This window comes from Actinomycetospora sp. CA-053990 (genome assembly GCF_050948445.1).
GTDB classification, from domain to species: domain Bacteria; phylum Actinomycetota; class Actinomycetes; order Mycobacteriales; family Pseudonocardiaceae; genus Actinomycetospora; species Actinomycetospora callitridis.
This window is the reverse complement of sequence record NZ_CP192043.1, coordinates 1,627,777-1,640,134: the sequence shown is the minus strand read 5'-3', so window position 1 is coordinate 1,640,134 and position 12,358 is coordinate 1,627,777. Positions and strand designations below refer to the sequence as shown.

The 12,358-nt window shown below is 76.6% G+C and carries 6 protein-coding genes and 2 pseudogenes; 4 read left to right on the top strand and 4 right to left on the bottom strand.

Features of this window, described 5'->3' with window-relative positions; translation table 11 throughout:
• Window positions 1–163: 163 nt before the first annotated feature.
• Window positions 164–2,965 (top strand): AAA family ATPase, encoded by a 2,802-nt coding sequence (locus ACQPYN_RS08430; protein ID WP_433035782.1) that lies wholly within the window; start codon window positions 164–166, stop codon window positions 2,963–2,965.
• 12 nt (window positions 2,966–2,977) lie between these two features.
• On the opposite strand, the gene ACQPYN_RS08425 is transcribed toward ACQPYN_RS08430, so the two are convergent.
• Window positions 2,978–4,375, bottom strand: coding sequence for an NAD(P)H-quinone dehydrogenase (locus ACQPYN_RS08425; RefSeq protein WP_433035779.1), 1,398 nt, complete (start codon window positions 4,373–4,375; stop codon window positions 2,978–2,980).
• A gap of 137 nt (window positions 4,376–4,512) precedes the next feature.
• Between ACQPYN_RS08425 and ACQPYN_RS08420 the strand changes: the two genes are divergently transcribed.
• The gene (locus ACQPYN_RS08420) at window positions 4,513–4,983 is read left to right on the top strand and encodes a gamma-glutamylcyclotransferase (protein ID WP_433035776.1); all 471 of its coding nucleotides are present in this window, start codon (window positions 4,513–4,515) and stop codon (window positions 4,981–4,983) included.
• Between the two features lie 526 nt (window positions 4,984–5,509).
• Here ACQPYN_RS08420 and ACQPYN_RS08415 read toward each other — a convergent pair.
• Together ACQPYN_RS08415 and ACQPYN_RS08410 are read right to left on the bottom strand one after the other, a co-directional pair.
• Window positions 5,510–7,831 (bottom strand): annotated as a pseudogene (locus ACQPYN_RS08415) (Tex family protein); the annotation flags it as partial.
• 113 nt (window positions 7,832–7,944) lie between these two features.
• The gene (locus ACQPYN_RS08410) at window positions 7,945–9,168 is read right to left on the bottom strand and encodes an amidohydrolase (protein ID WP_433035773.1); all 1,224 of its coding nucleotides are present in this window, start codon (window positions 9,166–9,168) and stop codon (window positions 7,945–7,947) included.
• A gap of 371 nt (window positions 9,169–9,539) precedes the next feature.
• Here ACQPYN_RS08410 and ACQPYN_RS08405 point away from each other — a divergent pair.
• Window positions 9,540–10,103, top strand: a pseudogene (locus tag ACQPYN_RS08405) (serine/threonine-protein kinase); the annotation flags it as partial.
• Here ACQPYN_RS08405 and ACQPYN_RS08400 read toward each other — a convergent pair.
• The gene (locus tag ACQPYN_RS08400) at window positions 10,010–10,501 is read right to left on the bottom strand and encodes a hypothetical protein (protein WP_433035770.1); all 492 of its coding nucleotides are present in this window, start codon (window positions 10,499–10,501) and stop codon (window positions 10,010–10,012) included. The pseudogene ACQPYN_RS08405 and the gene ACQPYN_RS08400 sit on opposite strands and share 94 nt — an antisense overlap.
• A 305-nt stretch (window positions 10,502–10,806) precedes the next feature.
• Between ACQPYN_RS08400 and ACQPYN_RS08395 the strand changes: the two genes are divergently transcribed.
• On the top strand, window positions 10,807–12,348 hold the full coding sequence (locus ACQPYN_RS08395; RefSeq protein WP_433035767.1) for a hypothetical protein: 1,542 nt from the start codon (window positions 10,807–10,809) through the stop codon (window positions 12,346–12,348).
• The last annotated feature ends 10 nt before the right edge of the window (window positions 12,349–12,358 follow it).

Genomic DNA, 12,358 nt, shown 5'->3' with positions numbered 1-12,358 from the left:
CGGGTCGGTGCCGGTCCGACCTCCGCGCCCCGCCCATGGGGGGGACGGGCGGGACGTGCTGTCGTCGACGGCCGCTCGGGCAACACCGTCCACTGTCGTCGGCCACGCAGGCCCTCGCCCCAGGCAGAATCCCTAGTCGTCCGTGACTCCGGGGGGAGGACGCGTGGAGGGTGTCGGTCGTGCCGCCGAGCTCGGCCGTCTGCTCGACGTGGCGCGGAGGGCGCGGACCGCCACCCCGCCCCCGGTCCTGATCACCGGACCGGCGGGGATCGGCAAGTCGGAGCTCGTCGACCGCCTGCGCCGGCACGTCGGGGCTCCCGACGGTCCGGCCGGTCCCGACGGGATGACCGTGGTCCGCGCGGTGGCCCCCGACGTCGAGGTGAGCCGTCCCGGCGCGCTGCTCGAACGCTGCCTCGCGGCCGCCCGCGCCGCCGGCGCCCGGCCCGCCGACGTCCCGACCGGCCCGTCGCGGCCCGGGGCGGCGGCGCTGCTCGCCGCCCTCGAGGAGCTGGCCGACCGACGGCCCGTGCTGCTCGTCGCGGACGACCTGCACCGCGCGGACCCCGAGTCGCTGGCGACGCTGCGGCGCCTGCTGCGCCGTCTGCCCCCGCTGCGCGTGATGACCGTGCTCGCCGGTCACGACCGGCCCGACGACTGGCTCGAGCCCGTGCCCGGCGACGCGTGGCCCGAGGACACCGTGCGGCTGACCCTCCGCGGCCTCTCGGACGCCGAGGTCGCCGAGCTCGCCCGGGAGATCGACCCCGACGTGACCCCGTGGACGGTCGCGCGCCTGCGCGAGGAGACCGACGGCAACCCGATGTACCTGCGGGCGGTGCTCGCCGACCGGGAGACCACGGACCTCGCGGGCCGCTACCGGCTCGGGCGCCCGCGCCCGCCCGGATCGCTCGCCGCGGGTCTGCGGCGGCGGCTGGCCGGCGCCCCGCCGCGGGCCCGGGAGGCACTCGAGGCCCTGGCCGTCCTGGGCGAGCCGGCGTCGGTGCACGTCCTGCGCACCCTGACGGGTCACGACACGGTGTCGGAGGACTGCACCCCGGCGGTGCGGGAGGGGCTCCTCGAGGCGCAGGTCGACGAGACCGACGAGATCCTCTCCTTCCGGTCCGCCCTCGTCCGCGACGCCGTGTACGGGAGCCTCCCGGCCGCCCGGCGCCGTGCCCTCCACCGGCAGGCTGCCGACCTCACCGGCGGCACGGCGCACTGGCGCCACCTCGTGGGGAGCACCGACGGGCCCGACGCCGGTCTCGCCGACGCCCTGGAGAAGGCCGCCACCGCCGAGTTCGAGCAGGGCGCCCTGGTCGCGGCGGCGGAGTACCTCCTGTGGGCCGCCGCCCGCAGCCCCGACGAGCGCGCCCGGGCCGCTCGCCTCACCGAGGGCGTCCGCCTGCTGGTGCACGCGGCACGCGAGGGCCACGCCCTGACGCACACCGCCGAGATCGAGGCGCTCCCCGACGGTCCGGCGCGCTCGGAGCTGCTCGGGCTGCTGGCCTTCGCCCGCGACGAGGTCACCGCGTCGCGCGACCTGCTGGTCGCGGCCCGGGCGGGGATGGTCGACGGGGCGGTGCCGGGCGAGTCCGTCGCACGGCTCGACCTCGAGCTGGCCTACGTCCACTGCCAGCTCGGCGACGGGGAGGCGGCCGTCCGCGCGGCCGACGACGCCTGCCGCCGGATCCCCGAGCAGCACCGGCTGGTGCCCCTCGCCCGCGCCTTCCTCGCCGCCGGCACCGCCCTCACCGAGGGCCCGGCGCGCGGCCTCGAGCACCTCGCCTTCCTGCCGACATCGCCGGCGCGCGCCACCCCGTACGAGCTCGCCGCCCTCACCCAGCGCGGCACCCTGAACGGGCTCCTCGGCCGGCTCGCCCCGGCGTGCGCGGACCTGACCGTCGTCGCCCGGCGTCGCGGCACCCCGCTCGCCCACCTGCTCGGGGTGTCCGCCCAGGTCCACCTCATCTGGTGCGACTACCTGCTCGGCGAGTGGGACGCCGCCCGCCGCGAGCTCGAGGTCGCCGTCGAGGCCGTCACGCGCCACGGGCGCAGCTTCGACCACGCCACGCTCTGGTCGCTCTCCTCGATCCTGCACGCCGGGCGCGGGGAGCACGACGCCGCGCGCGCCGACCTGGCGCGCGCCCGGATGCTGGCCGAGACCGCCGACTTCCTCGGGCCCCGGATCCACCTCACGCTGGCCGACGCCGCCATCGCGCAGGCCGAGGGCCGCGCCGGGGACGTCGCGAGCACGCTGAGCGCCCTGACGCCGGACGAGCTCGAGCCCGATCGCGTCCAGCTGTACTCGGGGTGGTGGCTCCCGGCGCTGGTCGACAGCCACCTCGACACCGGGCGGCTGGACAGCGCCGCGCGGGCCCTCGCGGCGCTCGACCGGATGCCGTCGGCGGGCAGCTGCCTACTGGTCGCGCGGGCCTGGCTCGCCGGCCGGCTCGCGGCGGCCCTCGGCGACCTGCCCGGCGCGCGCCGGGCCTTCGAGGCCGGCCTCGTGCTGCCCGCCGACGGCGGCGAACCCGGCTGGTACCGGACGCGGCTGCGCCACGCGTACGGGGCGACGTTGGTGCTCGACGGCCACCGGTCGGCGGGCCGGACCGCCCTCGACGCCGCGGCCGACGCCTACAGCCGCCTCGGCGCGCGCCCGTTCCTGGAACGCTGCCTGGCGGACCTCGCGGACGCGGCCGAACCCGCCGACCTGACCGTCAGTGCCGTCAGTGCCGTCAGTGCCGTCAGTGCCGTCGGGCCCGGCCCGGCCCGCGGCCGCTGGGCCGACGACCTCACCGACCGCGAGCGGGAGGTCACCACGCTCGTCGGGCGCGGGTGGACGAACCCCGAGATCGCCGCCGAGCTGTTCGTCTCGACCAAGACCGTCGAGTACCACCTGCGTAACGTCTACGGGAAGCTCGGCCTCCGCGGCCGGCGCGCGCTGCGCGACCGGGTGCAGAGCCGCTAGTCCCAGGGTCGTCTAGTCCAGGTCGTCGTGCTGCATCAGGCGACGGCCCGCCTCGGTGACCGAACCCGAGAGCGACGGGTAGATCGAGAACGTGTGGGCGAGGTCGTTCACCGTCAGGTTGTTCTGCACGGCCATGGCCAGCGGGAGGATCAGCTCGCTGGCCACCGGCGCGACGATGACCCCGCCGATGACGACGCCCGTCGCCGGCCGGCAGAAGACCTTGACGAAGCCCTCGCGCAGGCCGGACATCTTGGCCCGCGGGTTCGTGCCCAGCGGCATGATGACCTCGCGGGCGTGGAACTCCCCGCTCTCCACCTGGGCGTGACTGATGCCGACGGTGGCGACCTCGGGGCGGGTGAACACCGCCGAGGCGACGGTCTTGAGACGCAGCGGGGCCACGCCCTCGCCCAGCGCGTGCCACATGGCGATCCGGCCCTGCATGGCCGCCACCGACGCCAGCGGCAGCAGGCCGGTGCAGTCGCCCGCGGCGTAGACGCCGGGGATCGCGGTGCGGGAGACGCGGTCGACGTCGATGTGACCGCTCTCGCGCAGCTCCAGGCCGATGTTGGCCAGGCCGAGGTCGCCGGTGTTCGGCACCGAGCCGACGGTCATCAGCGCGTGCGACCCCTCGACCTCCCGCCCGTCGGACAGCGTCACCCGGACGCCGTCGGCGGTGGCGACGACCTTGTCGGCCCGCGAGCGCGGCTCGATGGTCACGCCGCGCTCGGTGAACACCTCCTCCAGCGTCGTCGCGGCGTCGGGGTCCTCGTGCGGCAGGACGCGGTCGCGGCTGGAGATCAGCGTGACGGGCACGCCCAGCTCGGCGTACGCGGAGACGAACTCGGCGCCGGTGACCCCGGAGCCCACCACGATGAGGTGCTCGGGCAGCGCCTCGAGGTCGTAGATCTGGCGCCAGGTCAGGATCCGCTTCCCGTCCGGCTGCGCGTCGGGCAGCACGCGCGGGGACGCCCCGGTGGCGACGAGGGCGACGTCGGCGGTGACCGTCTCGGTGGAGCCGTCGGGGAACGCGATGCACACGTCGTGGGTGGCGCTGCTGCGGTCGCTCTCCTCGAACCACGCGCGGCCCTGCACGACGCGCACGCCCTCGGCCTGCAGCTTCGTGCGCACGTCGGCGGACTGGGCGAGGGCGAGCCCGTGCACGCGGGCGTTGACGCGCGGCAGGTCGACGCGCGGGTCGTCGACGTCGACACCCATCTCGGCCGTCGCGCGGAACCCGGCGCGGACCCCCGCCGAGGCGATGAAGGTCTTGGAGGGCACGCAGTCGTAGGCCACGCAGTTGCCGCCGAGGCTGTCCTCCTCGACGACGGTGACGTCGGCCTCGTGCTGGGCGGCGACGAGGGCCGCCTCGTACCCGGCCGGCCCTCCACCCAGGATGACGATGCGGGTCATGCGGCGAATCTCCTCCTGCAACCTGTGGTGACCCCCAGTGTCCCCCGCCCCGAGGACCGGTACGCACCGACGGTGTTCCGGAACTCGACCGACCGGGTCGCGGCCGGAGCCCACCCCGGCTGACTACCCTGTCCGCCGTGCCGCTCTACGCCGCGTACGGATCCAACATGGACCCCGAGCAGATGATGCAACGGGCGCCCCACTCCCCGATGTCGGGGACGGGGTGGCTCGAGGGGTGGCGCCTGACCTTCGGCGGGGAGGACCTCGGTTGGGAGGGCGCCCTCTCCACCGTCGTCGAGGACCCCGACTCGCGGGTGTTCGTCGTGCTCTACGACGTCAGCCCGCTCGACGTCGACCAGCTGGACCGCTGGGAGGGGGGCGAGCTGGGGATGCACAAGAAGCTCCGGCTGCGCATCCAGACGATGGACGGGCCGCAGCTCGCCTGGGTCTACGTCCTCGACGCCTATGAGGGCGGCCTGCCGTCGGCGCGCTACATCGGGGTGCTCTCCGACGCCGCCGAGGGCGCCGGGGCCCCCGACGACTACGTGCGCGCTCTGCGCGAGCGCCCCTGCCGCTCCGTCGGCCCCGGGCCCGGCTCGGACCTCTAGGCAGTGACACTCTCGCCGGGGACTCCGGTGACGAGACCCGCGCTCAGCGCGGGTCCCGCCACCGAGGTCGCTCAGCTGTTGTAGCCGGCGCGGCGCAGGGCCTCGGCCATGGCGCCGTTGGTGGGCGCGGGCCGACGGTCGCGCGAGCCGCGCTGGTCGCGGCCACCCTGACCGCCCTGGCCGGGCTTGCCCCGGTCGCCGCCCCGGCCCCGGTCGCCGCCCTTGCCCCGGTCGTCCCGGCCCTGACCTCCGTCACGCCGGCCCCGGCCGCCGCGCTCGCCGGGCTTCTGGTCACCAGGCTTCTGGTCACCAGGCTTCTGGTCACCAGCCTTCTGGTTGGCAGCCTTCTGGTCGGTGGGCTTCTGCTCGGCGGGCGCCTCGGTGGCCGCTGCCTGAGCGGCCGGCGCCTGCTCGGCGGGCTTCGGCTCGCCCTGGCCCCGTCCGCCGCCCCGGCCGCCACGACCACCCCGGCGCCGGCGCTCGCCGCCGCCCTCGGTGGGTGTGGTGGCGGCGTCGGGGGCGTCGTCCCGGTCGCCGGCGCGGCACCCGGGCGTCCACGCCCGCCGCGGCCGCGGCCGCCCCGGCCGCCGCCTCCGGCACCACCGCCACCAGCGGGCCGAGCGCCGCCGGTCTCGGCGGGCTGCTCCTCGTCGAGGCGCAGGGTCAGCGAGATGCGCTTGCGCTCGACGTCGACGTCGAGCACCCGCACGCGGACGACGTCGCCCGGGCCGACCACCGAGCGGGGGTCGGACACGAAGTCCTTCGACATCGCCGAGATGTGCACCAGGCCGTCCTGGTGCACGCCCACGTCGACGAACGCGCCGAACGCGGCGACGTTGGTGACCTGGCCCTCGAGCACCATGCCCGGCGTCAGGTCGGTGATCGCCTCGACGCCCTCGGCGAACTCCGCGGTGGTGAACTCGGGGCGCGGGTCACGCCCGGGCTTGTCCAGCTCGGCGAGGATGTCGACGACCGTCGGGCGCCCGACGCGCTCGTCGGTGAAGGTGTCGGGGTCGAGGCTCGTGAGCAGGGCCGTGTTGCCGACGAGGCCCTCGACGTCGTGGCCGGTGGACTCCGCGATGCGGTGGACCACCGGGTACGACTCCGGGTGCACCGCCGAGCGGTCGAGCGGGTCGGGGCCGCCGGAGATGCGCAGGAAGCCCGCGCTCTGCTCGAACGCCTTGGCGCCCAGGCGCGGCACCTCGCGCAGCGCGGTGCGCGACGCGAAGGGCCCGTGCTCGTCGCGATAGCCGACGATCGTGGTGGCGAGCCCGGTGCTGATGCCCGACACGCGGCGCAGCAGTGGCGCCGAGGCCGTGTTGACGTCGACGCCGACGGCGTTCACCGCGTCCTCGACGACGGCGTCCAGCGAGCGCGACAGGGCCGTGCCGGCGATGTCGTGCTGGTACTGGCCGACGCCGATCGACTTCGGGTCGATCTTCACGAGCTCGGCCAGCGGGTCCTGCAGGCGCCGCGCGATCGAGACCGCGCCCCGCAGCGACACGTCGAGGTCGGGCAGCTCCGCCGACGCCTGCTCCGAGGCCGAGTACACCGACGCGCCGGCCTCGGAGACCACCGCGGCGGTGAGCCCGAGGTCGGGCTCGCGGGCGATGAGGTCGCGGACCAGGGCGTGGGTCTCGCGCGAGGCGGTGCCGTTGCCGATGGCGACCAGCTCGACGCCGTGCTCGCGGGCCAGCTCGCCCAGGCGGGTGCGCGAGGCCTCCCACTGCCTGCGCGGGACGTGCGGGTGGATGGTGTCGGTGGCGACGACCTTGCCCGTGCCGTCGATGACCGCGACCTTCACGCCGGTGCGCAGGCCCGGGTCGAGGCCGAGGGTGGGCCGGGCGCCCGCGGGGGCGGCGAGCAGCAGGTCGCGCAGGTTGCCGGCGAACACCAGCACCGCGCCCTCCTCGGCCACCTCGCGGAGCCGCACCCGCAGGTCGACGATCAGGCGGGACAGGATGCGCGTGCGCCACGCCCAGCGCACGGCGTCGGTGAGCCAGCGGTCGGCGGGTCGGCCGCGGTCGGCGACGCCGACGGCTGCGGCGATGCGCGAGAGGTAGACGTCGGAGATCGCGGTCTCGTCGTCGTCCGCGGCGAGCGGGTCGAGCGAGAGCGCCAGGACCTCCTCGGTCTCGCCGCGCAGCACCGCGAGGATCCGGTGCGACGGCAGGCGGGTGAACTTCTCGTCGAAGGCGCCGTAGTCGGAGAACTTCGCGGCCGCGGTGTCGCCCTCGCCGCCGCGGCCCTCGCGGTAGGTGGCCGTGAGCCGCCCGCGGCGCCACATCTGCTCGCGGAGCTCGCCCACGAGGTCGGCGTCCTCCGCCCAGCGCTCGACGAGGATCGCGCGCGCGCCGTCGAGGGCGGCGTCGCGGTCGGGGACGCCGTGGTCCGGGTCGACGTAGGCGCCGGCCGCGGTGCGCGGGATGTGGGTGGGGTCGGTGAGCAGCGCGTCGGCCAGCGGCTCGAGGCCGGCCTCCCGGGCGATCGCGGCCTTGGTGCGCCGCTTCGGCTTGAACGGGAGGTAGACGTCCTCCAGGCGGCTCTTCGTCTCCGCGCCGAGGATGCGGGCGGCGAGCTCGTCGTCCAACTTGCCCTGGCCACGGACCGACTCGAGCACCGCGGCGCGGCGCTCCTCGAGCTCGCGCAGGTAGGTCAGGCGCTCCTCGAGCGTGCGCAGCTGCGCGTCGTCGAGGCCGTCCGTCGCCTCCTTGCGGTAGCGGGCGACGAAGGGCACCGTCGCGCCGCCGTCGAGGAGCTCGACCGCCGCGCGCACCCGGCCCTCGGCGACGCCGAGCTCGTCGGCGATGCGGCGGGTGACCGGGGGCAGGACAGGGGCGACGGACACGCCCGGACCACCCTCTTCGGCGGTCGGGACGTCCGTGGCGGTCACCGTTGCATCGCTCACGGCCGCCATCGTGCCCGACCGTTCGCCGGGCGCGCCAAGCAGATGCGTCCGGGTCAGCCCGCGAGGGTGGCCAGCGCGGCGTGCGCCAGCGTCCGCACACCGACCGGCAGGGCACGCTCGTCGAGGTCGAACGTGGGCTGGTGCAGGTCGGACATGTCGCCCGAGCCCGACCAGACGCCGAGACGGCCCATCGCGCCCGGGACGTGCTCGAGGTACCAGCCGAAGTCCTCGCCGCCGCTGGACTGCTCGGTGCCGACCGCGGCGTCGAGCCCGACGGCCCGCTCGGCCGCGCGGGCCAGCAGGTCGGCCGACACGGCGTCGTTGACCACCGGCGGGACGCCGCGCCGGTGCTCGAGCACGTAGCCGACGCCGGTGGGCGCGAGCAGCGCGGTGACCAGCGAGCGGACCAGCGGCTCGAGCTCGTTCCACGTCGCGTGCTGGGCGGTGCGCAGCGTGCCGCCGAGCACGCCCTGCTGGGGGACGGCGTTCGTGGCGTTGCCGGCCTGGACGGTGCCCCAGACCAGGACGGTGCCCGAGCGCGGGTCGACCCGGCGGGAGAGCAGGTCGGGCAGGCCGGTGATCACCGTGCCGAGCGCGTGCACGAGGTCCGCGGTGAGGTGCGGGCGCGAGGTGTGCCCGCCCGGCGAGGTGAGGCGCAGCTCGAGCATGTCGCACGCCGAGGTGATCGCCCCGGTGCGCGTGCCGACCTTGCCGACCTCGAGCCGCGGGTCGCAGTGCAGCGCGAAGATGCGGTCGACCCCGTCGAGCCCGTCGGCGGCGATGACGTCGAGCGCGCCACCGGGCTGCACCTCCTCGGCGGGCTGGAAGATCAGCCGCACCCGGCCCGGCAGCGCCTCCGGGGACGCGGCCAGCGCGAGCCCGGCGCCGAGCACCATGGCGGTGTGGGCGTCGTGGCCGCACATGTGCGCGACGCCCGGCACCTGGGAGGCCCAGGGCACCTCGACCTGCTCGGTGAGCGGCAGGGCGTCGATGTCGGCGCGCAGGGCCACCGTGCGCGGGCCCTCGCCGATGTCGCAGACCAGGCCCGTGCCGGGCAGGAGCCGGGGGCGCAGGCCCGCGCCGACCAGGGTCTCGGCGACGAGGCGGGTGGTCTCGTGCTCACGGCGGGCCAGCTCGGGGCGGGCGTGGATCGCCCGGCGCCAGGAGACGACGTCCTCGGCGTGCGCGGTGAGCCAGCGATCGATCCACTCCGGGCCGTGGCCCGCACCGAGGTCGGCCACGGGGGCCGTCACCGGGCGTGGCTGTGCCAGAGTCATCGAACACACCTCCTGTGCCGAACCCGTCGCGAGTCCGACTGTCCGGCCCAGCATGCCTGCGCCGGACGGCGGTTGTGGGCAACGAGACCGCCCTCGCGCCGAGGGGTCGCGACCGCTCTGTGTGCGGCGGGCCACCCCCCGGGACGGTCCGACGAGCGGGCGGTCGGTGCTGGTCACCGGTGTCCCGGGCCGCTGCCCGGCGATCGCCGCCCGTCCGTCGCACGTCGTTCGTCACGGGGTACCCCGGGGGCGGTCCGCCCAACGGTCGGCGTTGCCATGATGGGGACGTGACCCCCGGACCCGCCGACGCCCCCGGTCCCCGCCGGCTCGTCGGGCGCTACCGCCTCGAGCACGAGCTCGGCCGCGGCGCCATGGGCACCGTGTGGTCGGCGTACGACGAGGTCCTGCACCGCGCCGTCGCGGTCAAGGAGGTGCGGCTGTCGTCCGTGCCGGTCAACGAGCGCGGCATCGTCCGGGAGCGGACGCTGCGCGAGGCCCGGGCCACGGCGATGCTCAGCCACCCCAACGTCGTCACCCTCTACGACGTCGTCGAGGTCAACTCCGAGCCCTACGTCGTCATGGAGCTGCTGCCCTCGCGCAGCCTCGCGAGCTACATCGGCGAGCGCGGCACGCTCACCCAGCCGGAGGCGGCCGAGATCGGTTCCGCGGTGGCGTCGGCGCTCACGACGGCCCACCGGGCGGGCATCACGCACCGCGACGTCAAGCCCGGCAACGTGCTCATCGGCGAGAACGGGCAGATCAAGCTCACCGACTTCGGGATCGCCCGCAACGCGGCCGAGCAGTCGATGACACAGACCGGCACCGTGCTCGGTTCCCCGCCCTACATCGCGCCCGAGGTGGCGATGGGGCGCGCGGTCGGGCCGGCCGCCGACCTCTGGGGGCTCGGCGCCACCCTCTTCGCCTGCCTCGAGGGACGCCCGCCGTACGACGCGGGCGATCCCGTCGGCACGGTCACCGAGGTCGTGCACGGCGACGTCCCGGTGCCCACCGGGCGCGGGCCCGTCGTCGACGTCATCCGGGGCCTGATGGTCAAGGACCCCGCGCTGCGCATGCCGCTCGCCGCCGTCCGCCGGCGCCTGCGCCCGCTGCTGTCCGACCCGGAGGGTCCCGTCCTCGCCGCCCCGTCCGCGCCGCGCACCGCGGCGTTCCGGGTGCCGAGAGCGGGCGAGGTCAGCGACCAGGCCGGGATCATGCCGGTCCCGGCGTCCTCGTCGCGGGGGCCGGCCGGCACGCTGGTCGAGGGGTCGCCGGACGCCCCGGGCGAGGTGTCGGCGAGCCCGCGTCCGACGCCGGACGCCAAGCCCTCGCCCACCCCGCGGACCGAGGCCGGGAGCGGGCCCGCCGCGTCGGTGGGCGAGGAGGCTGCGGTCGCCGAGGCCGGCGTCGCGGACCCGGAGGCGCCCGAGAAGAAGGACCCCGAGAAGAAGGACGAGGCCGTCTCGGGCGAGCAGGCGGCCGCCGGGGCGGCGGTGGCGGCGGGCGCGGCGGTGGCGGCGAGTGCCGCCGGCGAGGACAGCGGCAGCGAGAAGGTCGAGGCGCCGGCCGAGGCCGAGGGGCCGGGTCCGAGGGGCCGAGTCCGAGCCCGCGGCGGACGACGCGACGCCGGCCGAGGAGCCCGTGGCGTCCGAGGCGTCCGAGGTCGGGGCCTCCGAGGACGCCGCGGCAGAGGCCTCCGGGGACGAGGTCGCCGAGGCCTCCCCCGGCGAGGCCACCCCTGTCGAGGCCGGCGCGGACGAGAAGGACGAGCCGGCCGGGGCAGCGTCCACCGAGGAGAAGGCCGAGGAGAAGACCGAGGAGAAGACCGAGGTCGAGGCGGCGGACGGCGCAGCGGCCGAGAAGGGCGAGGAGCCCGACGCTCCGGAGACCGCGGGAGCGGCCGCCGACGACGCGGCCCCCGCGAGCACGGACGCCGAGACCCCGGAGGCGGAGCCCACCGAGACGTCGACGGGGGCCGACAAGGCCGACGACGACGCCTCGCCCACCGCGGAGAGCGAGGACGCCGAGGCGAAGGCACCCGCCGAGCCCCGGTCCGAGGCCCGGTCAGAGGCCCGGTCCGAGGCCCGGTCCGACGAGAAGGACGCGCCCGAGCTCGCCGCCGACAAGCCCGCCGACAAGCCCGCCGACAAGCCCGCCGACAAGCCCGCCGACAAGCCCGAGCCCGCCGAGACGCCCGCGCCCGCCACCCCGGGCAACGGCCAGGCCCGGCCGGCGGCGGCGCGGGCCGCGGTGTCGGCACCGGGCGACGCCGAGACGACGATGGTCGGCCCGCGGGTGCCGCGCTCCGAGGACGTCACGCGGGCGGTGCGCCGCCCGCCGGCTCCGCCGCCCCGCACCGTCGGCCCGCCGACACCCGGACGCTGGACGCCGCCCGGCGGGGCCCCGGCCCCGGGGTGGCGGCCCCCGCCCCAGCGACCCGCCGCGGCGGCTCCGGGCGGCCCGAGCGCCACCGGTCAGCGGCTGGCCTCCGACCCGGGTCCGCTGCCGTTCACGCCGTCGGCGCGGCCCGTACCGGCACCGCGCCGGTCGCCGTGGGCGGTGGCCGGGGTGGTCGCGCTGCTCGTGCTGATGGCCGCGCTCGGGGCGATCGGGGCGTACGCCCTGACCCGTTCGCTGGCCGGCCAGGGGGCGCTGTCGACGGATCTCACGCCCGCGGGTCCCGAGGTCGCGGGCACCGTGCTCGTGGCGCACGCCGACACCGACCAGCGCTACGCGGGCACCGGCCTGGACTTCAGCGCGCTGGTGCCCGCCGGCTGGCAGCAGTTCCGGCTCGAGCAGCCCGGCGGCGACGTCACGGTGCGCTTCGTGTCGCCGGACGCGGGCCGCGAGCTGCGGATCGACCGCGTCACCGGCTTCTACCCGTCCCAGCGCGCCGCGGACTACGTCGCGCTGCTCTCGCGGCCGGACAGCCTGGGCGTGGACGGCTCGTCCGTCGGCCCGGTGGAGACGGTCGGCGCGGGCACCCCGGGCGGGGAGTCGCCCCAGCAGACGGTCTACCGCACCACCTCCGGCCCGACCGACGACCGGACGACGTGGACGCGTCTCGTGCCGTCGGGCACCAGCCTGTGGGTGATCCGGCTGACCGCGACGAGCACCGACGTCGTCGGGGCGCCCGACCAGTTCCAGGCCGTCGCCGACAGCTTCGCCGCACCGCCCCCCTAGGCTCGCCGCC

Bases quoted from the DNA above. Each gene is read 5' to 3' on its own strand.
- ACQPYN_RS08425 (WP_433035779.1), bottom strand. From the start codon at position 4,375: ATGACCCGCATCGTCATCCTGGGTGGAGGGCCGGCCGGGTACGAGGCG.
- ACQPYN_RS08410 (WP_433035773.1), bottom strand. From the start codon at position 9,168: ATGACTCTGGCACAGCCACGCCCGGTGACGGCCCCCGTGGCCGACCTC.